The sequence below is a fragment of the Streptomyces sp. NPDC037273 genome, assembly GCF_055603625.1.
This window is the reverse complement of sequence record NZ_JBVJVO010000022.1, coordinates 63,799-85,095: the sequence shown is the minus strand read 5'-3', so window position 1 is coordinate 85,095 and position 21,297 is coordinate 63,799. Positions and strand designations below refer to the sequence as shown.

The 21,297-nt window shown below is 73.4% G+C and carries 19 protein-coding genes; 11 read left to right on the top strand and 8 right to left on the bottom strand.

Annotated elements, in window-relative coordinates; all coding sequences use genetic code 11:
• Positions 1–190 precede the first annotated feature (190 nt).
• The 6 genes from ACZ7G1_RS36295 to ACZ7G1_RS36270 all read left to right on the top strand — a co-directional run bounded on the left by ACZ7G1_RS36295 (position 191) and on the right by ACZ7G1_RS36270 (position 4,825).
• Entirely contained in the window at positions 191–1,018 is an 828-nt protein-coding gene (locus ACZ7G1_RS36295; protein ID WP_470880115.1) for a helix-turn-helix domain-containing protein, read from the top strand.
• Between the two features lie 90 nt (positions 1,019–1,108).
• Positions 1,109–2,617, top strand: a complete 1,509-nt coding sequence (gene rimO, locus ACZ7G1_RS36290; protein WP_470880117.1) for a 30S ribosomal protein S12 methylthiotransferase RimO — start codon at positions 1,109–1,111, stop codon at positions 2,615–2,617.
• Positions 2,614–3,288 carry a CDP-diacylglycerol--glycerol-3-phosphate 3-phosphatidyltransferase gene (gene pgsA / locus ACZ7G1_RS36285; protein WP_470880119.1) on the top strand — a complete coding sequence of 225 codons (675 nt, stop codon included), beginning with the start codon at positions 2,614–2,616 and terminating at the stop codon, positions 3,286–3,288. Before rimO ends, pgsA begins: the two co-directional genes overlap by 4 nt.
• Positions 3,285–3,806: a CinA family protein gene (locus ACZ7G1_RS36280; protein WP_470880121.1), complete on the top strand. Its 522-nt coding sequence runs from the start codon at positions 3,285–3,287 to the stop codon at positions 3,804–3,806. Before pgsA ends, ACZ7G1_RS36280 begins: the two co-directional genes overlap by 4 nt.
• Before the next feature lie 109 nt (positions 3,807–3,915).
• Positions 3,916–4,299 (top strand): helix-turn-helix domain-containing protein, encoded by a 384-nt coding sequence (locus ACZ7G1_RS36275; RefSeq protein ID WP_017237739.1) that lies wholly within the window; start codon positions 3,916–3,918, stop codon positions 4,297–4,299.
• A 265-nt stretch (positions 4,300–4,564) separates the two neighbouring features.
• The gene (locus ACZ7G1_RS36270; protein ID WP_470880123.1) at positions 4,565–4,825 is read left to right on the top strand and encodes a hypothetical protein; all 261 of its coding nucleotides are present in this window, start codon (positions 4,565–4,567) and stop codon (positions 4,823–4,825) included.
• On the opposite strand, the gene ACZ7G1_RS36265 is transcribed toward ACZ7G1_RS36270, so the two are convergent.
• From ACZ7G1_RS36265 to ACZ7G1_RS36255, 3 genes are all read right to left on the bottom strand, one after another.
• Positions 4,773–5,537: an SDR family NAD(P)-dependent oxidoreductase gene (locus ACZ7G1_RS36265; RefSeq protein ID WP_470880125.1), complete on the bottom strand. Its 765-nt coding sequence runs from the start codon at positions 5,535–5,537 to the stop codon at positions 4,773–4,775. The genes ACZ7G1_RS36270 and ACZ7G1_RS36265 overlap by 53 nt on opposite strands.
• Before the next feature lie 32 nt (positions 5,538–5,569).
• Positions 5,570–6,415 (bottom strand): Fpg/Nei family DNA glycosylase, encoded by an 846-nt coding sequence (locus tag ACZ7G1_RS36260; protein ID WP_470880127.1) that lies wholly within the window; start codon positions 6,413–6,415, stop codon positions 5,570–5,572.
• A 217-nt stretch (positions 6,416–6,632) separates the two neighbouring features.
• A complete protein-coding gene (locus ACZ7G1_RS36255) occupies positions 6,633–11,282 on the bottom strand; it encodes an Lhr family ATP-dependent helicase (RefSeq protein ID WP_470880129.1) in 4,650 nt (1,549 codons plus the stop codon).
• 192 nt (positions 11,283–11,474) lie between these two features.
• On the opposite strand from ACZ7G1_RS36255, the gene ACZ7G1_RS36250 reads away from it, so the two are divergent.
• The 3 genes from ACZ7G1_RS36250 (at position 11,475) to ACZ7G1_RS36240 (ending at position 13,613) form a co-directional block, all read left to right on the top strand.
• The gene (locus ACZ7G1_RS36250) at positions 11,475–12,326 is read left to right on the top strand and encodes an AraC family transcriptional regulator (protein WP_470880130.1); all 852 of its coding nucleotides are present in this window, start codon (positions 11,475–11,477) and stop codon (positions 12,324–12,326) included.
• Positions 12,327–12,438: 112 nt separating this feature from the next.
• On the top strand, positions 12,439–13,308 hold the full coding sequence (locus tag ACZ7G1_RS36245; RefSeq protein ID WP_470880132.1) for an AzlC family ABC transporter permease: 870 nt from the start codon (positions 12,439–12,441) through the stop codon (positions 13,306–13,308).
• Complete coding sequence (locus tag ACZ7G1_RS36240) at positions 13,305–13,613, top strand: AzlD domain-containing protein (protein ID WP_470880133.1); 309 nt, start codon at positions 13,305–13,307, stop codon at positions 13,611–13,613. The genes ACZ7G1_RS36245 and ACZ7G1_RS36240 overlap by 4 nt, the downstream gene beginning before the upstream one ends.
• A 148-nt stretch (positions 13,614–13,761) precedes the next feature.
• Here the strand turns inward: ACZ7G1_RS36240 and ACZ7G1_RS36235 are convergent, their stop codons facing one another.
• On the bottom strand, positions 13,762–14,691 hold the full coding sequence (locus tag ACZ7G1_RS36235) for a hypothetical protein (protein WP_470880134.1): 930 nt from the start codon (positions 14,689–14,691) through the stop codon (positions 13,762–13,764).
• Between the two features lie 79 nt (positions 14,692–14,770).
• Here ACZ7G1_RS36235 and ACZ7G1_RS36230 point away from each other — a divergent pair, with 79 nt between their 5' ends.
• Both ACZ7G1_RS36230 and ACZ7G1_RS36225 read left to right on the top strand, forming a co-directional pair.
• The gene (locus tag ACZ7G1_RS36230; RefSeq protein ID WP_041662943.1) at positions 14,771–14,965 is read left to right on the top strand and encodes a DUF3046 domain-containing protein; all 195 of its coding nucleotides are present in this window, start codon (positions 14,771–14,773) and stop codon (positions 14,963–14,965) included.
• A gap of 742 nt (positions 14,966–15,707) precedes the next feature.
• A complete protein-coding gene (locus ACZ7G1_RS36225) occupies positions 15,708–16,838 on the top strand; it encodes an AI-2E family transporter (RefSeq protein WP_470880222.1) in 1,131 nt (376 codons plus the stop codon).
• Positions 16,839–16,861: 23 nt separating this feature from the next.
• Here the strand turns inward: ACZ7G1_RS36225 and ACZ7G1_RS36220 are convergent, their stop codons facing one another.
• The 4 genes from ACZ7G1_RS36220 to ACZ7G1_RS36205 form a co-directional block, all read right to left on the bottom strand.
• Positions 16,862–17,641, bottom strand: a complete 780-nt coding sequence (locus tag ACZ7G1_RS36220; RefSeq protein ID WP_470880136.1) for a cytochrome d ubiquinol oxidase subunit II — start codon at positions 17,639–17,641, stop codon at positions 16,862–16,864.
• 57 nt (positions 17,642–17,698) lie between these two features.
• Positions 17,699–18,997: a cytochrome ubiquinol oxidase subunit I gene (locus ACZ7G1_RS36215; RefSeq protein ID WP_470880138.1), complete on the bottom strand. Its 1,299-nt coding sequence runs from the start codon at positions 18,995–18,997 to the stop codon at positions 17,699–17,701.
• A 175-nt stretch (positions 18,998–19,172) separates the two neighbouring features.
• Positions 19,173–19,841 carry a response regulator gene (locus ACZ7G1_RS36210; RefSeq protein WP_367825962.1) on the bottom strand — a complete coding sequence of 223 codons (669 nt, stop codon included), beginning with the start codon at positions 19,839–19,841 and terminating at the stop codon, positions 19,173–19,175.
• Entirely contained in the window at positions 19,838–21,121 is a 1,284-nt protein-coding gene (locus tag ACZ7G1_RS36205; protein ID WP_470880140.1) for a sensor histidine kinase, read from the bottom strand. The genes ACZ7G1_RS36210 and ACZ7G1_RS36205 overlap by 4 nt, the downstream gene beginning before the upstream one ends.
• Positions 21,122–21,297: the final 176 nt, after the last annotated feature.

The window sequence follows — 21,297 nt, the reverse complement described above, 5'->3', positions numbered from 1 at the left end:
CGGGCCGAGACTCACTCGTAAGGGAACGGTGGGCAACCGTTTCCCCTTGCCGTACGTCAAGTTGGACGGTGGGACAGAAGGAAGTCCCACCTCATGGCGTACAAACCGCACCCGCCCGGTTGCCCCACCCTTTCGTACCACCCATAGACTGAACGTCCAGCAGGTGGCTACACGCTCGAAAGGCGCTCTCGTGTCCATCGGCAACTCCCCCGAAGACAACCGGACGTTCCCGGCAGACGACCGGGACTCGATCGGTCGCGCTCTCCAGCAGGCCCGAATCGCCGCCGGTCTCACCGTCGAAGAGGTCAGTGCCTCCACCCGTGTCCGGATTCCGATCGTGCACGCGATCGAGGAGGACGACTTCTCGCGCTGTGGCGGCGACGTCTACGCCCGCGGCCACATCCGTACCCTCGCGCGCGCCGTCGGGATCGATCCGGCCGCGCTGATCGAGCAGTACGACGCCGAGCACGGTGGCCGTCCCGCGCCCACCCCCGCCGCCCCGCTGTTCGAGGCGGAACGCATCCGCCCCGAGCCGCGCAGGCCCAACTGGACCGCCGCGATGGTCGCGGCCATCGTCGCCGTCGTCGGCTTCGTCGGCTTCACGATGTTCAACGGGAACGAGGCGCCGAAGGGGACCACCGCGGCCGACGCCGGCCCCGCCCCCGCGCCGGAGAAGGCCACCTCGGCCGCCAAGCCGAAGCCGGTCAAGCCCGTCGCCCCGAAGCCCACCGAGAGCGTGATCGCCGCCGTCCCGCAGGACAAGGTGACGGTCAAGCTCACCGCCGTCGACGACAAGAGCTGGATCTCGGCCAAGGCCCACGACGGCAAGCTGCTCTTCGACGGACTCCTCCTCAAGGGCGAGTCCAAGACCTACCAGGACGACGAGCGCATCGACCTGGTCCTCGGCAACGCGGGCGCGATCGAGCTCTACGTGAACGGCAAGAAGGTCGAGGACAAGTTCGAATCCGGCCAGGTCGAGCGCCTGACCTACACCAAGGGCGACCCCGAGGCCGGCTGAGCCGCCCCGCCGGGCCCGTGATGTGACCTCCGTCGCGCAGGTGAACCCTGCGCGACGGGGGAACGGCCGGGACGAAGTAGTCTTGAGTCCATGCCCGAACGCCGTACCGTCGCCCTTGTCACTCTTGGCTGCGCCCGTAACGAGGTGGACTCGGAGGAGCTCGCAGGCCGCTTGGCAGCGGACGGCTGGGAGCTCGTCGAGAACGCCGAGGACGCGGATGTCGCCGTCGTCAACACCTGCGGATTCGTCGAAGCCGCCAAGAAGGACTCCGTCGACGCCCTCCTCGAAGCCAATGATCTGAAGGACCACGGCAAGACCCAGGCCGTGGTCGCCGTCGGCTGCATGGCCGAGCGGTACGGCAAGGAGCTCGCCGAGGCCCTCCCGGAGGCCGACGGCGTCCTGGGCTTCGACGACTACGCCGACATCTCCAACCGCCTCCAGACCATCCTCAGCGGTGGCAGTGTCGAGGCGCACACCCCCCGTGACCGGCGCAAGCTGCTCCCGCTGTCGCCCGTGGAGCGCCAGGAGGCCGCCGCGGCCGTGGCCCTGCCCGGACACGGCGACGCCGCCGCCGAGGCTCCGGCCACGGCTCCGGAGAACGTGCCGACCGACCTCCCCGACGGCGTCGCCCCGGTCTCCGGGCCGCGCGCGCCGCTCCGCCGCCGGCTCGACACCAGCCCCGTCGCCTCCGTGAAGCTCGCCTCCGGCTGCGACCGCCGCTGCTCCTTCTGCGCCATCCCCTCCTTCCGAGGCTCCTTCGTCTCGCGCCGCCCCTCGGACGTGCTGAACGAGACGCGCTGGCTCGCCGAGCAGGGCGTGAAGGAGGTCATGCTGGTCTCCGAGAACAACACCTCGTACGGCAAGGACCTCGGTGACATCCGGCTCCTGGAGAGCCTGCTGCCCGAGCTCGCCGCCGTCGACGGCATCGAGCGCGTCCGCGTCAGCTACCTCCAGCCCGCCGAGATGCGTCCCGGTCTGATCGACGTCCTGACCTCGACGGACAAGGTCGTGCCCTACTTCGACCTGTCCTTCCAGCACAGCGCCCCGGACGTGCTGCGGGCCATGCGCCGCTTCGGCGACACCGACCGCTTCCTGGAGCTCCTGGAGACCATCCGCTCCAAGGCCCCGACCGCCGGTGCCCGCTCCAACTTCATCGTCGGCTTCCCCGGCGAGACCGAGGCCGACTTCGCCGAGCTGGAACGCTTCATCACCCACGCCCGGCTCGACGCCATCGGCGTCTTCGGCTACTCCGACGAGGACGGCACGGAGGCCGCCACGTACGAGCACAAGCTCGACCAGGAGGTCGTGGACGCCCGGCTCGCCCACCTCTCGCGCCTCGCCGAGGAGCTCACCGCGCAGCGCGCCGAGGAGCGGATCGGGGAGACCCTGGAGGTACTCGTCGAGACCCTGGACGAGGAGGACGGCTGGATCGGCCGCGCCGCCCACCAGGCGCCCGAGACGGACGGCCAGGTGTTCCTCACCACGGCCGACGGTACGAGCCCCGACCTGGCTCCGGGCCGTATGGTCAGTGCCAAGGTCGTCGGCACGGAAGGCGTCGACCTGGTGGCCGAGTGTCTTTTCGAGGAGGCAGGCAGATGACCGGAGTCCCGGCATCCGCGACGGGCGGGACCGGTAGGCCGGCGCCCCGCGGCAAGCTGGGCACGGCGGCCGTCAACCAGGCCAGCCTGTGGAACATCGCCAACATCCTCACCATGATCCGGCTCGTGCTCGTGCCGGGCTTCGTGGTGCTGCTGCTCCAGGACGGCGGGCACGACCCGGCGTGGCGGGCCTGGGCCTGGGCGGCGTTCGCGGTGGCCATGATCACGGACGTCTTCGACGGGCACCTGGCCCGTACGTACAACCTGGTCACCGACTTCGGGAAGATCGCCGACCCGATCGCCGACAAGGCGATCATGGCGGCCGGACTCGTCTGCCTTTCCTCGCTCGGCGATCTGCCCTGGTGGGTCACCGGGGTCATCCTCGCCCGCGAGCTGGGGATCACCCTGATGCGGTTCTGGGTCATCCGGCACGGGGTCATTCCGGCCAGTCGCGGCGGCAAGATGAAGACGCTCGCACAGGGCACGGCGGTCGGGATGTACGTCCTGATGCTCACCGGGCCGCTCGCCACCCTGCGCTTCTGGGTGATGGCGGTGGCCGTCCTGCTGACGGTCGTCACCGGTCTGGACTATGTGCGACAGGCCGTCGTCCTCCGACGCAAGGGACTCGCCGCGGAGCGCGCGGCGGCACGGCCGGAGACGTCGGCACGATGACCGAGGCCGCCCGGGCGCTGGCGCTGCTCGCGGAGCGTGACCAGACGCTGGCCGCCGCGGAGTCGCTCACGGGCGGTCTGGTGGCCGCCGAGCTCACCGGCGTACCAGGGGCCTCCAAGGCCTTCCGGGGGTCCGTCACGGCCTACGCCACGGCCCTCAAGCACGAGCTCCTCGGTGTCGACCGGGCCCTCCTCGCGGAGCGCGGCGCGGTGGACCCGGAGGTCGCGCTGCAGATGGCGGCGGGTGTACGGGACCGGCTCGGCGCCCACTGGGGGATCGCGACGACCGGGGTCGCGGGGCCCGATCCGCAGGACGGACAGGCCGTCGGAACCGTCTACGTGGCGGTCGCCGGGCCGGCCGCGACAGGCGCCGCCGCCGGGAAAGTGGTCTCGTTGAGGTTGAACGGCGACCGCGCGGACATCCGTAGAGAGAGCGTACGGAGCGTGTTGGAACTGCTCCTTGAGGAACTCTCGGGAAATGCGCGGGCACAGGATACGGAACACAACGGGGGGAATTGATGTTTGCAGCCCTGAGTGAACACGACATCGCTCCCCGCACGGCCGCAGCCCGAGGCGGTACGGTGGGGCGTGAAGGATGCGGCTACGCGGTCCGAGGAGGGAGCCACCGATGATTCTGCTCCGTCGCCTGCTGGGTGACGTGCTGCGTCGGCAGCGCCAGCGCCAGGGCCGTACTCTGCGCGAAGTCTCCTCGTCCGCCCGAGTCTCGCTCGGCTATCTCTCCGAGGTGGAGCGGGGGCAGAAGGAGGCTTCCTCCGAGCTGCTCTCCGCGATCTGCGACGCGTTGGACGTACGGATGTCCGAGCTCATGCGCGAAGTGAGCGACGAGCTGTCGCTCGCCGAACTGGCCGAGTCGGCAGCGTCGAGCGAACCGGTGCCGACACCGGTACGCCCGAGGCTCAATTCGGTGTCGGTGACGTCGGTGGCGGGTGTGCCCACCGAGCGGGTGACCATCAAGGCGCCCACGGAAGCGGTCAACGTCGTCGCCGCCTGAACCGAAGCACGTGGGGTTGGACCCCGGTCGGTGCCCTGTGGGGTGCTGGTCGGGGTCTTTTCCTTTGCGGGCTTTGTGGACTTTGTGTGGTTTGTGGGCCCTGTGGGGCTGTCGGCTTGTGGGCTTTGTGGGGGTTCCCTTCTGAGATGCCGTGGTGCGGGGTGGCGTGCCATGGTGGAGGACGTAAGGCGTGCGCCGGAACTGCCTCGGTGCGCCCTCCCGCAGGGTGATCCTGCCGGTCTAGCGTCGACGGCAGGAGGCGGCGATGGTACGGCGACGGGTTCCGCTGCTGACGCTCGCGCTGATCGCGGCCGGGCTGGCGGCCGGGGGGCTCTGGTGGTGGGCGGTGCTGCGCCTGCTGCTCGTGCCCGCGGAGACCGGAACCGTGGAAGGCGCGGTGGCCGCGGGCGGGTGGGGGCTGAGCCTGCTGCCGGTGCATGTGGCGGCTTCGTCGCGGCGGACGGCCGCTCCGGTCACCAGGGCATGGCGACGCCGCCGTTGGGGCGGAGGATCTGGCCCGTCGTGAACGAGGAGGCGTCGGAGGCCAGATGGAGGACCGCGTGCGCGATGTCCTCGGCCTCACCGACCCGGCGCAGGGGCGAGTGACGCACCATCGCGGCTTCCGCCTGCTCCTGGGCCGTCGGTTCGTGGCGGTCGGTCATCGGGGTGCGGATCCAGCCCGGGGCGACCGCGTTGACCCGGATGCCGTGCGGGCCCGCCTCCGTCGCCAGCGTCTTGGTCAGCTGGACGACGGCCGCCTTCGCCGCGCTGTAGCAGAGGAGGCCTGGGCTCGCGGTGTCCATCGCGCCCGAGGCCATCGTGACGATCGAGCCCCGGGTGCCGGAGGCGATCATCGAGGCCGCCGCCTCCTGGCACGCGTACAGGACGCCCTTGAAGTTGACGGCGAGGACGCGGTCGAGGTCCTCGTCGCGGGTCTCCAGGACCGTGCTCGTGTGCATGATGCCGGCGATGGCGGCCATGACGTGGAGCGGGCCCGCGGAGCGTACGGCCGCGGCCAGCGCGGGCCGGTCGGTGACGTCGAGGGGGTGCGGGTGCGCGGTGCCGCCGTCGCCCGCGATCAGGGCCACCGTCTCCTTGAGGCCGTGCTCGTCGAGGTCCGCGCAGTGCACCTGGGCGCCGGCCTGGGCGAGGAGGGCCGCTGTCGCGCGGCCGATCCCGCTCGCGGCGCCGGTGACGAACGCGGTGCGGCCGGTGAGGTCGTACGCCGAGAGGGTCATCCCCGGACCGTACGACCGGATCTGACGGATCGTCAATTGGTGTGGCGGGGGGAGGGGGCAGGCCTTCGGGCGGCTGTGGGGCGGGTGGGGCCGGGTTGGCAGCCGGGGCACCAGTACGTGATCCGGTCGCCGATCCCGGCCTCGGCCTCCGCCCTGCGGATCGGGGCGCCGCAGCGCAGACAGGGCCGCCCCTCGCGGCCGTAGACGTGCAGAGGGGTGCCGGGGCGGCGCGAGGTGGTGGTGCGGCGGTCGGGGCGGTCCTTGTTCGCCTCCAGGAGGCGGTGCGCGGTCGCCACCAGCCGGGCCGGGACCCCGGGGCCGAGCTCGCCGACCGGGAGCCAGGGGGAGACGGCGGCGAGGAAGGCCAGCTCAGACTTGTACACGTTGCCGATGCCGGCCAGGTTGCGCTGGTCGAGGAGCGCCTCGCCGAGCGGCCGCGCCGGGTCCGCGCACAGCCTGCGCTCGGCTTCCGCGGGGTCCCAGTCCGGCCCCAGGGGGTCGGGGCCCAGATGGCCGACGACACGGTCCTCCTCGGCCGTGCGGATCAGCTCGAGGACCGGGAGGCGGTAGCCGTACGCGGTGAACTCGGCGTTCCCCAGGATCGCCCGGATCTGATGCGCCGGGCCGCCGCGCGGGCGCTCCCCCGTGGCGTACACCCGCCAGGCGCCGTCCATCCGCAGATGCGAGTGCAGCGTCAGTCCGCCCTCGATCCGGGTCAGCAGGTGCTTGCCCCGGGGCGTCACGTCCAGCACCTCGCGGCCGGTCAGGTCCGCCGTCGCGAAGCGGGGCACCCGGAGGTCGGCGCGGGTCAGCACGCGGTCGGCGAGCGCGGTGTGCAGGCCGTGGGCGACCTGCCAGATGGTGTCTCCTTCGGGCACGGGTCCATTGTGGCGGGCCGGGGGGTTGGGCGGGGTGGCTGTGGGGTCTGCGTGTGGCGGGTGACGGATGGGTGGGGTGGCCGTGGGGTCTGTGTGTGGCGGGGCAGGGATGGGTGGGGTGGCCGTGGGGCCTGCGTGTGGCGGGTCAGGGATGGGCGGGGCGCGCCTGGGCCTTGCGGGGTGGGGGGCACGGGCGGGAGGGGCTCGGGGGGTCGGGTCAGGGGCGGAGGCGGAGGCCTCTGGGGGTGGCGTGGAAGCCGGAGGCTTCGAGGGTGTGGGAGAGGGGGGAGGTGAGGGACGGGGCGGCGTTGATCCGTTCGATGGTGAGGGTGCCGAGGGTGCCCGCGCGGGCCGACGCGGCCAGGGCGTCGGTGGCGGCGACGAGGGCGGGGTCGTCGGGCGCGGTGGGCCAGGAGAGCAGGGTCTTGCCGCCGCGCTCCATGTAGAGCGTGAGCTCGCCGTCGACGAGAACGACCATCGCGCCGGCCTTGCGGCCGGGCTTGTGGCCGGCGCCGGTCGGGGGCTCGGGCCAGGGGAGGGCGGCGCCGTACGCGTTCGCGGGGTCGGCGGCGGCGAGGACGACGGCGCGGGGGCCCGCGCCGGCCTCGGCGCCGCGGTCACGGGCGGTCGCGGCGGCCCGCAGGCGGTCCACGGCGCCGTCCATGGCGAACTGGGCCGCGCCGAGGCCTTCCACCACATAGCCGCGGCGGGCCTGGCCGCTGTCCTCGAAGGCGGCGAGGACGCGGTACGTGGCGGAGAAGCCGCCCTCGACACCCTCGGCGGCCACCGCGCCGCGGGTGACGACGCCGTGCCGGTCGAGGAGCGTACGGGCGAGGGCGTGGGCGCGGTGGGTCGGGTCCGGCTCGGCGGGCGGCAGCAGCGACCAGCGGCCGGAGACGGTGGGCGGGCCGGTGCGGGAGGCCGGGCGGGCGGCGGCGGTCAGGGTGCCGTACCGGCCGCGCGGGACCGTGCGGCGGGCGCGGTGGGCGGTGGAGCCGGCGGTGCGGCCCGAGCCGAGCAGCGCGCGCAGCGGGGCCAGGGTGTCGTTGGTGAGGCGGCCGGACCAGGCCAGGTCCCAGAGGGCGTCGGCGAGCTGGGGGTCGGTGGCGTCCGGGTGGGTGGTGGCCCGGATCTGGTCGGCGATCTGGCGGAAGAACAGGCCGTACCCGCCGGAGAGGGCGGTGAGCACCGACTCGTGCAGCGCGGAGAGTTCCAGGGGGTGCGGGGGCGGGAGGAGCAGGGGGGCCGCGTCCGCGAGGTAGAGGGAGACCCAGCCGTCCTTGCCGGGCAGTGAGCCGGCACCGGCCCAGAGCACCTCGCCGGTGGTCGTCAGCTCGTCGAGGAGGGCCGGGGAGTAGTCCTGGACCCGCGACGGCAGGATGAGCTTCTCCAGCGCCGAGGCGGGGACGGGAGCGCCCTGGAGCTGCTCGATGGCGCGGGCGAGGCCGTCGATGCCGCGCAGGCTGTTGCTCCCGAGGTGCTGCCACTGCGGCAGGAAGGTGGCGAGCGCGGCCGGGGGCACCGGTTCCAGCTCGTGGCGCAGGGCGGCCAGGGAGCGGCGCCGCAGCCGGCGCAGGACGGTGGCGTCGCACCATTCCTGGCCGATGCCCGAGGGGTGGAACTCGCCCTGGACGACCCGGCCCGAGGCGGCGAGCCGCTGGAGGGCGCCGTCGGTGACGGCCGCGCCCAGGCCGAAGCGGTGAGCGGCGGCGGAGGAGGTGAAGGGGCCGTGGGTGCGGGCGTACCGCGCGAGGAGGTCGCCCAGCGGGTCCTTGACCGGTTCGGTGAAGGCCTCCGGGACACCGACGGGCAGGGCCGTGCCCAGGGCGTCGCGCAGCCGGCCCGCGTCCTCGATCGCCGCCCAGTGCTCAAGGCCCGCGATGCGGACCCGGATGGCGCGCCGGGCCGCGCCGAGCTCGGGCGCCCAGCCCGGTTCGGCGCCGCGCTCGGCGAGCTCGGCGTCGGAGAGGGGCCCCAGGACCCGCAGCAGGTCGGCGACGCCCTCCACGTCCTTGATCCGCCGGTCCTCCGTCAGCCACTGGAGCTCCCGCTCCAGCTCGGTGAGGACCTCGGGGTCGAGCAGCTCGCGCAGCTCCGCCTGGCCGAGCAGCTCGGCGAGCAGCCGGGAGTCCAGGGAGAGGGCGGCCGCCCGCCGCTCGGCGAGCGGCGAGTCCCCCTCGTACAGGAACTGCGCGACGTAGCCGAAGAGCAGCGAGCGGGCGAAGGGGGACGGCTCGGGGGTGGTGACCTCGACGAGCCGGACCCGGCGGGCCTCGATGTCGCCCATCAGTTCCGTGAGGCCGGGGACGTCGAAAACGTCCTGGAGGCATTCGCGGACCGCTTCGAGGACGATCGGGAACGAGCCGAACTCGCTCGCCACCTGGAGGAGCTGCGAGGCGCGCTGCCGCTGCTGCCAGAGCGGGGTGCGCTTGCCGGGGTTGCGCTTGGGCAGCAGCAGGGCGCGCGCGGCGCACTCGCGGAAGCGGGAGGCGAACAGCGCGGAGCCACCTACCTGGTCGGTGACGATCTGCCCGATCTCGCCCTTGTCGAAGACGGCGTCGGCCGCGCCGACGGGCGCCTTGTCGGCGTCGTACGTCGTGTCCAGGTGCCGGCCCGGGTCCACCGGCTCGTGGTCGAGGAGGTCGAGGCCCATGTCCAGGCCCATCAGGTCGGCGTCCGGCAGGCGCAGCACGATCCCGTCGTCCGCGTGCATCACCTGCGCGTCCATGCCGTACCGCTCGGCGAGCCGGGCGCCGAGGGCCAGCGCCCAGGGGGCGTGCACCTGCGCGCCGAAGGGGGAGTGGATGACGACCCGCCAGTCCCCGAGCTCGTCCCGGAAGCGCTCGACCAGGATCGTCCGGTCGTCCGGCACGTGCCCGCAGGCCTCGCGCTGCTCCCTGAGGTACGCCAGGACGTTGTCCGCGGCCCAGCCGTCGAGCCCGGCGGCGAGGAGCCGCAGCCGCGCGTCGTCGTCCGCCAGGGCGCCGACCTCGCGCAGGAACGCGCCGACCGCACGGCCCAGTTCGAGCGGGCGGCCGAGCTGGTCGCCCTTCCAGAACGGCAACCTGCCCGGGACGCCGGGCGCGGGCGTCACGAGCACCCGGTCCCGGGTGATGTCCTCGATCCGCCACGAGGTGGTGCCGAGCGTGAAGACGTCGCCGACCCGGGACTCGTACACCATCTCCTCGTCGAGCTCCCCGACGCGGCCGCCGCCCTTCTTGGGGTCCGACCCGGCCAGGAACACGCCGAACAGGCCCCTGTCGGGGATCGTGCCGCCCGAGGTGACGGCGAGCCGCTGGGCGCCCGGGCGTCCCGTGACCGTCCCGGCGACCCGGTCCCACACCACGCGCGGGCGCAGTTCGGCGAAGGCGTCCGAGGGGTAGCGGCCCGCCAGCATGTCGAGGACGCCGGTGAAGGCCGACTCCGGCAGCGAGGAGAACGGCGCGGCCCGGCGCACCACCGTGAGCAGGTCGTCCACCTGCCAGGTGTCGAGCGCGACCATCGCGACCAGCTGCTGGGCCAGGACGTCCAGCGGATTGCCCGGGATGCGCATCGACTCGATGGAGCCGGCGCGCATCCGCTCGGTGACGACCGCGGCCTGCACCAGGTCGCCCCGGTACTTGGGGAAGACCACACCCGTCGACACCGCGCCGACCTGGTGCCCCGCGCGCCCCACGCGCTGGAGCCCGGAGGCGACCGAGGGCGGCGACTCGACCTGCACGACCAGGTCGACCGCGCCCATGTCGATGCCCAGCTCCAGACTGGAGGTCGCCACCACGGCGGGCAGCCGGCCCGCCTTCAGGTCCTCCTCGACCTGGGCACGCTGCTCCTTGGACACCGAGCCGTGGTGGGCGCGGGCGAGCAGCGGCGGGGCTCCCTGCGCCGCCCCCGACTGGGCCATGACCTGCGCGGGAGGAGCGCCGTCGGGAAGCGGCTCGCCGGTCGCCCGCTCGTACGCGATCTCGTTCAGCCGGTTGCAGAGGCGCTCGGCAAGGCGGCGGGAGTTGGCGAAGACGATCGTCGAACGGTGGGCCTGGACGAGGTCGGCGATCCGCTCCTCGACGTGCGGCCAGATCGACGGCTTGTCCCCGCCGTCCTTGCCCTCGGACGCCGGCGAGCCCCCCAGCTCGCCCATGTCCTCGACGGGCACGACGACGGAGAGGTCGAACTCCTTGCCCGAGGGCGGCTGGACGATCTCCACGGCCCGCTTCGGCGAGAGGTAGCGGGCCACCTCGTCCACCGGACGGACCGTGGCCGACAGGCCGATCCGGCGCGCCGGGCGGGGCAGCAGCTCGTCGAGCCGCTCCAGGGAGAGGGCCAGATGCGCGCCCCGCTTGGTCCCGGCGACCGCGTGGACCTCGTCCAGGATCACCGTCTCCACGCCCGACAGCGCCTCCCGGGTGGCCGAGGTCAGCATCAGGAACAGGGACTCGGGGGTGGTGATCAGGATGTCCGGCGGCCGGGTGGCCAGCGCCCTGCGCTCGGCGGGCGGGGTATCACCGGAGCGGATCCCGACCCGGACGTCAGGCTCGGGCAGGCCGAGGCGCACCGACTCCTGCCGGATGCCGGTCAGCGGCGAGCGCAGGTTCCGCTCGACGTCCACGGCGAGCGCCTTCAGCGGCGAGACGTAGAGCACGCGGCAGCGCTTCCTCGCCTCGGCGGGCGGCGGCGTCGACGCCAGGGCGTCCAGCGAGGCGAGGAAGGCGGCCAGCGTCTTGCCCGAGCCGGTCGGCGCGACGACCAGCACGTCGGAACCCTCGCCGATGGCCTTCCAGGCGCCCTCCTGCGCCGCCGTGGGCGCGGTGAAGGCCCCGGTGAACCAACCACGGGTCGCGGGGGAGAACGAGTCGAGCGCGGACCTGACCATGCCCCCCATCGTGCACCCCGCCACTGACAACCGCCCGGACCTGTGGACAACTGGCGACCGTGACCTGTGGACAAGGGGCGACCCCGATCGGTGGACGACCGCCGGCGGGGAGTCGACGAGCGCCGGCCGGGAGTTCCGGGCAACCGGCCGCCCGGGGAACCTCGCCGTCGGACCCGGGCGCAGAATGGAGGCATGGCGAGCGGGGAGCGGGCACGGTACTGGCAGTACCCCGAGCTGCCCGGCGTCGACCTGCTGCACGCCCACTACATCCGCAAGGCCTTCGCACGGCACACCCACGAGACCTTCGTCTTCGCCGCGATCACCGAAGGCGTCGAGTCCTTCCACTACCGCGACGAGCTGGTGCACGCCGGACCGGGCCAGATCGCCTTGGTCAACCCCGACACCTCGCACACGGGGTACGCGGGCGTGCCCGAGGGCTGGACGTACCGCACGATCTACCCCGACGCGGAGATCGTCCGCGCGATAGCCGCCGACACCCTCGCCCTCCGCGGCTCGGCAGGCTTCACCTCGCCCGTCGTCGACGACCCGTACGCCGCCCGGCTCGTCGTCGGCGTCCACCGCGCCGCCGAGGAGGGCAACGCGCTGGCGGCGGACAGCCTGCTCCGGCTGGTCACGGCCCGCATGCTGCGCAGCCACGGTGGGCTCGTCACACCGCTGCCGCCCCGCTCGGCGGGCGCCCGGGACGCCGCACGCGCGCGTGCCGTCCTGGAGGAGCGGATGGCCGAGCCGCCGACCCTGGAGCGGCTCGCCGGGGACCTCGGCACCAGCCCGTTCGCCCTCCTGCGGGCCTTCCGGTCGGCGTACGGGATGCCGCCGCACACCTGGCTCACGGACGCGCGCGTACGGCGTGCCAGACGGCTCCTCGACGCCGGGACGCCGCCGGCCGACGCGGCCGCGGCGGTGGGTTTCACCGACCAGTCGCACCTCAGCCGGCACTTCGTCCGCAGTGTCGGGGTGCCGCCGGGGGCCTACCAGCGCGCGCGGGGCGTCAAGGGGAACGGCGGGCGAGACCGCTCCGCCTGACCAGGAGTGCGGCGCCGGTTCCCAGGGCCCGCCGCAGCCCGTGGCCGCACGCCGGGCGGGGGCGCAAGAATGTACAAGACCGGAGAGCGGCGGCTGCCGTACCGTCCCTGACGTGGCAGAACAGACAGCACCTCCCGTCATACGCGACGGCGGCACACCCGACAGCACAGTGGCGAAACCGGACGCGGCCGTCGTACGCGACGCCCTGGGCGTCGGCGTCGCCGTCGGGCTCTCCGGCTTCGCCTTCGGCGTCACCTCGGCGGGCTCCGGCCTCAGCCTCCTCCAGACCTGCATGCTCAGCCTGCTCGTCTTCACGGGCGCCTCGCAGTTCGCCCTCGTCGGCGCGCTCGCCGCGGGCGGCAACCCCTTCACGGCCGCCGCCGGAGCCTTCTTCCTCGGCACCCGCAACGCCTTCTACGGCCTGCGGCTGTCCCAGCTCCTCGCCCTGCCGAAGGCCGTCAGGCCGTTCGCCGCGCACTGGGTGATCGACGAGACCACCGCGGTCGCGCTCGCCCAGCCGTCCCGGCGCTCGGCCCGCATCGGCTTCACCGTCACCGGCCTCACGCTCTACCTCCTGTGGAACGTGACCACGCTGCTCGGCGCCCTCGGCGCCGAGGCGCTCGGCGACACCGCGGCCTGGGGCCTCGACGCGGCCGGCCCCGCCGTCTTCCTGGCCCTGCTCGCCCCCATGCTGAAGTCGGCGACCGAGCGGGCCACCGCCGGCATCGCCGTCCTCCTCGGCCTCGGGCTGCTCCCCGTCCTGCCCGCCGGCGTCCCGGTCCTCGCCGCCGCCCTGGCCGCGCCGGCCGTGCTGTGGTTCCAGGGGCGGAAGGCGAGCGCCCCGACGCACGACATCGACCGGACCGGTCGTACTGCCGGAACCGACGGCACTGCTGGAGCCGACCGCACCGCCGGAGCCGACCTCACCGGCCGCCCGGACGGCACGGAACCCGACACGACGGCTCAGGAGGAGTCCCGATGAACGTCTGGATCGCGATCGGCCTGACCGCCGCCGGGTGCTACCTGATGAAGCTGGTCGGCCTCCTCGTCCCCGCCGGGACCCTGGAGCGACCGCTCGTCCAGCGGCTCGCGGCCCTGCTGCCCGTGGCGCTGCTCGCCGCGCTGACCGCCCAGCAGACGTTCAGCGCGGGCGGCTCTCTCGTCCTCGACGCCAGGGCCGCCGGGCTCGCCGCGGCCGCCGTCGCGCTCGTGCTGCGAGCCCCGTTCCTGGTCGTCGTGGGCGCCGCCGTCGTCGTCACGGCGGGGCTGAGGGCCCTGGGCTGGTGAGCCGGGGCCGTACGGGGGTGGCGGGCTCTGGGACCCGTACGGGGGTGGCGTGCTCTAGGCCCCGTACGGGAGCCGGGCGCTGGGGCCCGTACGGGGGTGGCGCGCTCTAGGCCTCGTACGGCGGCTGGGTGCTGGGACCCGTACGGCCTCAGTCGACGGGGCGGCCGTGGGCGCGGAGGGTGCGGAGTGCCTCGACCGTGACGATCGGGCGCCATTCCAGGGCGGAGCCCGGGGCCCAGGCGCGCCAGCGGATCGGCCAGCCGCCGTCCTCCTCCTGGTCGGCGGCGAGCCGGTCCAGCGAGCGGGTCATCTCCTCGTCCGTGAACCAGTGCGCGGCCAGCGAGTCCGGCACGCGCGCGTAGTCGTGCGGGAAGTGGTGCTCGCCGGGCGCGTACCCGTCCGCGACCGGGTAGTCGTCAGGACGGTCAGGGTCGAGGACGGCGAGCCCCTGCTCGCGGACCAGCCGGCCGAGCCGGTCGGCCGCCGCCTCCGCGCGCGGGCGGTCCGGGACGCCGTCCAGGAAGGCGACGGCGGCCTGGATCTCGTACGGATGCGACTTCTCCAGCGACTCGACGGCCGCCCAGCAGAACTCGGTGGCCCGGAACAGCCAGGCGTGCCAGACCTGGTTGCGGTGCAGCAGCCCGACCACCGGACCCGTCGCGAGCAGGGAGCCCGGCGGGGAGTCGACGACCGGGACGAACGGCGCCGAGGGGTAGCCGCGCTGGGACGGATGGATCGCCGGGAGCGCGCCCTCGTGCGTCGACACCTCGGTGAGGTAGCGGCAGATCCGCTCCACGCGCAGTCCGCCGCAGCGGCCGATGGAGTCCAGGACCCGCAGCGCGTGCGCGGTGTGCAGGGGCTGGCTGACGGGGCCGCGGAGATCGGGTTCGAGCGCGTGGCCGTAACCGCCGTCCTCGTTGAGGTAGGCGACGAGGGCGGTCTCGACGGGGTCGGGGCCGCCGCTCAGGAAGTGGTAGGCGAACCGGCGCTGTTCGAGGACCCGCGCCGTCAGCCAGACGAAACGCTCGGCGCGTGCCAGGGGGGTCGAGGGCGGGGAGGAGAGGGGTTTTTCGGCCATGCTCCGACCGTAGGGCGGAAAGTCGTGGTGACAAGGTCTGCGGAGCGGGCTGCACTCTTGGGAGCGGGATACTGGGGTCATGCGGTTGACGATTTTCTGGGAACGGATGGCGGACCACTTCGGCGCGTCCTACGCCGAGTCCTTCGCGCGTGACCACGTGATGGCCGAGCTCGGCGGGCGGACGGTGCGCGAAGCCCTGGACGCCGGCTGGGAGGCGAAGGACGTCTGGCGGGCGGTCTGCGCGGCCGTCGACGTACCGGCCGACAAACGGTGACCCCCCGGCGAACGGCCGGGTGACAAGCGGTGATGTGCGGGGCCCCGGGTGGAATGTCCGCGCGGTGCGCGAGACTGGCGGGGTGGCCCCGACTGACGACAACGACCAGACAGACCCGACAGCCTCCGGCGACGAGACAGCCTCCGGCGACCGGACGGCTTCCGGTGACGCGACGGCCTCCGGCGACGAGACGGCCTCCGGTGACCGTGCAGCCTCAAGCGGCCCGACTGGCCCTGCTGGCCCGTCGGCCCCTGGCGGCCCGTCGGCCGGGAGTGGGCCGAGAGCGCCCAGTGGACCGGCTGGTACTGGCGGGCCGACTGGCCCTGCCGACCCGTCGGCCGGGAGTGGCCCGGCCAGCTCCGGTGGCCGGGCTGGTGCTGCCGGTCCGGCAGTTCCGGGTGGCCCGGCGGCGCCCCTCGGCCCGTCGGCCGGGAGTGGCCCGGCCGGCCCCAGTGGCCGGACTGGCGCTGCCGGTCCGGCAGTTCCGGGTGGCCCGGCGGCGCCCCTCGGCCCGTCGGCCGAGACTGGCCCGGCCGGCCCCAGTAGCCGGACTGGCGCTGCCGGCCCGGCAGTTCCCGGCGGCCCGGCGGCGCCGGTCGGCCGGGTCGCTCCCGCAGGCCCGGTGGCTCCCGCCGGTCTGAGGGTTGCCGCTGCCGTGGACCCGGCCGTGGGTGCCGGGGAGGTGGCGGGTGGCGGAGGCGCCCTGGAGCCTTCGGCCTCGGGGGCGGTCGCGGCGACGCGGATGCCTCGCTGGCTGCCCCGGGCGCTCGTCCTGGCCTTGGCGCTCTACTCCTGTTTCCTGCTCGGGAACTGGGCCTTTCATCAGCTCGTGGGCCTCCTTGTCAACATCCTGCTCGCGTTCTTCCTGGCCCTGGCCATCGAGCCGGCGGTCGGGCGGATGGCGGCACGTGGGATGCGGCGGGGGCTCGCCACGTTCCTGGTCTTCTTCGCGGTGCTCGTCTTCGGGGTCGGCTTCGTCGTGCTCCTGGGGTCGATGCTGGCGGGCCAGATCGTGGACATGGTGGAGAACTTCCCCAAGTACCTCGACTCGCTGATCAACTGGATCAACCAGAACTTCCACACGGACCTCTCGCGGGTCGAGGTCCAGGACAGTGTGCTGAGCTCGGACTGGCTGCAGAAGTACGTGCAGAACAGCGCGTCCGGGGTCCTCGACGTCTCCGCCACCGTCCTGGGCGGTCTGTTCCGGCTGTTGACGATCTTCCTGTTCTCGTTCTACTTCGCGGCCGACGGGCCTCGGCTGCGGCGCTCGCTGTGTTCCGTACTGCCGCCGGCCCGCCAGACCGAGGTGCTGCGGGCCTGGGAGATCGCGGTCGACAAGACGGGCGGCTACCTCTACTCGCGCGGCCTGATGGCCCTCATCTCGGGCGTCGCGCACTTCGTGCTCTTCGAGATCCTGGGCGTGCCGTACGCGCCCGCGCTCGCCGTCTGGGTCGGTCTGGTCTCGCAGTTCATCCCGACCATCGGCACCTATCTGGCCGGCGCGCTGCCGATGCTGATCGCCTTCACGGTGAACCCCTGGTACGCGCTGTGGGTGCTCGGCTTCGTCGTGGTCTACCAGCAGTTCGAGAACTACGTGCTCCAGCCGAAGCTGACCTCCAAGACCGTGGACATCCACCCGGCGGTGGCCTTCGGCTCGGTCATCGCGGGCACCGCGCTGCTCGGTGCCGTCGGCGCGCTGATCGCCATCCCGGCCGTCGCCACCCTTCAGGCCTTCCTCGGTGCCTACGTGAAGCGGTACGACGTCACCGACGACCCGCGCGTCCACGGCCACCGCAGATACGGCGAGGCGGTGGTGGCCCGGCTGCAGAAGGCCCTGCACCACAAGAAGGAGTCCGCGCCCGACGAGACCTGACCCGCACCCCGCGCGCGCGTGGGTCAGAGGTACGAGGGGCCGGTCACCCGGTGCCGGAAGGCGTGCCAGGTCCAGGCCTGCACGGCCACCAGGAGCGGGGTGACCACGAGCAGGGTGGGCACGAGCAGGCCGAGCGTGGTCGGGGCGGCCGCGCGCTCGGCCAGCGGGAGCGCGGTCCCGGCGGCGAGCGGCAGCCCGGCGAGCAGGACGCCGGTGAGCGCGAAGGACTGCCAGGGGCAGCCGGCGCGCCCGACGAGCCTGCGGGCCCGCTCGTACGGCCGTCCCGTGAGCCGGAGCGAGGCGAAGCCCAGTCCGTGCGCGGCGAACAGGGCGGCCACCGCGAGGGCGGTCAGGACGGCCGTGGGGCCGGTCGCCGGCGCGTACGGGCGTCCCGTGAGCGGGGCTGCGAGCAGCCACCCCCAGGAGAGCGCCACGGTCCAGCTGCCGCACGTCAGGGCGGCGTCGCAGCCCGCCCGCCAGCGGCGCCCCGGGCCCCGGCCGCGCGACCAGAGGCCCACGTCCCGCACGATCCAGCCGGCCAGCAGGGCCACGAGGACCGGGAACTGGCCGCTCAGGAGCTCCCCTTCGAGAGCCGGGAAGCAGCCGACGAGGACGCCGGCGGTGGCGACGAGCCAGACCTCGTTGCCCAGGAAGAACGGGGCGAACGAAGTGATCACGAGGCGTCGCTCGCGGTCGTCCCGGCCCAGCCAGGGGGTGAGCATGCCGGTGCCGATGTCCGCCCCCGCGAGGACGAACCAGCCCGCGGCGAAGAAGGCGAGCAGGACGATGGCCAGGGTCTCCACGGGGGCTCCTCGGGTGGACTTCGGGTGTCTTCGGGTGGTCCTCGGTGATGCGGGGCGTCAGTAGCGGGGGGCGGGCAGGGTGTCGGCGGGATCGGGTTCCCCTTCCGCCGCCTCGCCGGGCCGTTCGTCGTGCCCGAGGCCGGACTCGACGGGGCCGCGGCGGGCGTGCCGGCTGAGGAGCCAGGCGTTGAGCACGACGAGCAGGACGAAGACCGTGGTGAAGACGGTGAGGGAGAGGCGCATGGTGCCGGGTGAGAGGTCCGAGACCGCGTCCTCCGTCTTGAGCAGCCCGTAGACCACCCACGGCTGCCGCCCGGCCTCCCGGAAGACCCAGCCGCCGATCATGGCCAGATACGGCAGCGGTACGGCCGCCATCAGGACGAGATGCCACAGCCGGAACCGGAAGACGACCTTCTTGAAGCAGGCCAGGATCACCCCGGCGAAGCACAGGTACATCATCAGCGCGAAGCTGATCAGCATCACGAGACCGCCGCCCCGGGTCCACGCCTCCGACGGCACGTAGTCGCCCGGCCCGAAGCGCTCCGTCAGCTCCGCCTGGAGCCGCGCGATCTCGGCCGTCTTTCCGCTGAACACCGCCGACTTCATCGGCTGGAAGGTCGCGAGGACGCCGAACTGGAGCCCGCCGAAGACCGCCGCCGCCATCAGCGCCGGCGCTGACAGGAACACCCCGATCCGCAGGCTGCGGCCGAAGAACTCCCACTCCGGAGTGCGGCGGAACAGGTGGTACGCGCTCACCCCGGCCATGAAGAACCCGGCGGTGAGCAGAGCGCCCGCGAAGACGTGCCCGAAGGCGAGCAGCGCGGAGGGGTTGGTCAGGACCGCGACCGGGTCGTCCAGGACCAGCTCGCCGTTCTCGGAGCCGTACCCCACGGGGTGGTTGAGGAAGCCGTTGGAGACGAGGATCCAGTACGCGGAGAGGTAGGCGGTCAGGACGACGACCCAGATCACGGCCAGGTGGGCCCAGCGGTTGAGCCGGTTCCAGCCGAAGATCCACAGGCCGAGGAAGGTCGACTCCACGAAGAACGCCACGATGGTCTCGACGGCGAGCGAGGCGCCAAGGACGTTGCCCGCCTCATGGGTCAGTCCGCTCCAGGCCATGCCGAACTGGAACTCCATCACCAGGCCGGTGACGATGCCGACCGCGTAGTTGATGACGTACAGCTGGCCCCAGAAGCGCACCATGCGCGCGTGGAGCGGTTTTCGGCTCAGGGTGGCCCGCGTCTGGAGCGCGGCCACGACGGTCGCGAGTCCCAGGGTGAGGGCGACGAAAAGGAAGTGGCCGCCCGCGGTGAGAGCGAACTGTAGCCGCGCGAGATCGAGTACGTCCTGATTCACCCGTTCAGCGTGGGCGCACGCTCACCCGCCCGGCGTCACCCCGTGGCGGACACCAGCCGTACCCCGGCGGTTGTGCCGCCCCACGCGCGCGTACCCCCTGGGTTGTCCCCGCGCGGTCCCGTCCCTTAGGGGTTGGCGGGCCTGGTCAGGACCATCGCGTTCGACGACGGGGAGGTCAGGCCAGCCAGCCGGGCGTGATCATGCCGGACTCGTACGCCAGGATCACCAGCTGCGCCCGGTCGCGTACGGCCAGCTTGGTCATGATGCGGCTGACGTGGGTCTTGGCGGTGGCGGGGGAGAGGACGAGCCGGCCGGCGATCTCGTCGTTGGACAGACCCGCCCCGACGAGGCCGAGGACTTCGCGTTCCCGCTCGGTGAGGGCGTTCAACCGGGGACTGGGGTCCGGCTGCCGCCCGACGAGCCCGGCGAACTCGGCGATCAGACGGCGGGTCACGGCCGGGGCGATCAGCGCGTCGCCGCGCGCCACCACCCGTACCGCGTGCAGCAGTTCCATCGGCTCGGTGTCCTTGACGAGGAACCCCGACGCGCCGGCGCGCAGCGCCCCGTACACGTGGTCGTCGGCGTCGAACGTGGTCAGGATGACCACCCGGACCCCTTCGAGGCGCGCGTCGGCGGTGATGCGGCGGGTGGCTTCGAGCCCGTCGAGCACCGGCATGCGGATGTCCATCAGGACCACGTCCGGGCGCAGTTCACGCGCGAGCCCGATCGCCTGCTCCCCGTCCCCCGCCTCGCCGACGACCTCGATGTCCTCCTCGTCCGACAGGATCGACCGGAAACCGGCCCGGACCAGGGTCTGGTCGTCGGCGAGCACGACGCGGATCATCGGGGGTCCCCTTCGGAGGCGTTCGGTGAGGCGGGTGGGGTGCGAGGCATCTGGTGGGACACGGGAGGCGGCTCGGGGGTTCCCGGTGGGACCAGGGGCAGACGGGCGTCGACGACGAAACCGCCGCCCTCGGCGTTCCCCGCGGTGAGCTCCCCGCCGAACGCCCGCGCCCGCTCGGCCATGCCCGCGATGCCGCTGCCCGGCGACCCGCCCTCCGGAGCGCCCGCGCCGTCGTCGGCGATGCGCAGCCGTACCGCGTCCGGGCCCCAGTCCAAGGTGACGCGCACGGTCCCCGCGCCCGCGTGGCGGGTGACGTTCGTCAGCGACTCCTGCACGATCCGGTACGCGGCGAGGTCGACCGGCGGCGGAAGCGGTACGGGGGTGCCGGTGACGTCCGTACGGACGTCGAGCCCGGTGCCGCGGGCGCGTTCGACCAGGTCGCCGAGGAGCGCGAGACCGGACGAGGCCGGCGCGGTCGGGGTCGCCTCGTCCGCCCGGCGCAGCATCCCGAGGGTCGCCCGCAACTCGCGCAGCGCGTCCTTGCTGGTGGCCTTCACGGCCTCCAGGGCCTCGGTCGCGGTGACCAGACCCGCCTCGGGGGCGGGGCCCTTGCCGAGCCGGTGCAGCGCGGCGCCGGACTGGACGTTGATCAGCGAGATGCTGTGCCCGAGCACGTCGTGCACCTCCCGCGCGATCCGCAGCCGCTCCTCGGTGGCGCTCTGCCGCGCCCGGGCCTCCTGCTCCCGTTCGGCGGCGAGCGCCCGCTGCTCCACCTCGTGCAGATAGGCGATCCGGGTCCGCTGGGCCCGGCCCACGGCCACCAGACTGATCAGCCAGCCCGCCAGCATCGCGAGCGAGGTGTCGTCGATCTGCCGGTGCCCCGGCTGCTGCCGGATCTCGCCGAGCCCCACCGCGAGCAGCGTGACGGCGGCGAGCGCGACCGAGGCGGCGAACCGGCCCTCGGCCGCCGTCGTGTAGAGCGCGAGCGCGAAGGCGATCATGAGCGGGCCGTCCTGGGCGGACAGCGGGTAGTACGCGACGCACGCCAGGAGCGTGACGACGGCGACCGTCACGGGCTGCCGCCGCCGGAAGTACAGCGCTCCGCAGCCGATCAGGATCAACGCCCAGCCGAGCACCGTCCGGATCGCCGGCTCGCTCGTGTACCGCGCCGAGACCAGCGTCCACACCGCGACCACGAGCAGGACGACACCCGCCACGAGCGCGTCGGCGGTCCTCGGCGACGGACGGCCGCCGCCAGCGGCGCGCAGGGGGAGGGGCATGCGTCGAAGGATAGGTCGAAGGAGAGGCGGATGGCGGGGATCGGGGGCGACTTGAGCTTCTGGGCTGTGCGGGCTGTGGGGTCTGGGCTGCGAGCTGTGGGCTGCGGGCTTGCGGGCTGTGGGGGGGGCAGAAGGGGCTTGTGTGGCGGTCGTTGCCCGTGGGGTGGGCGGACAGT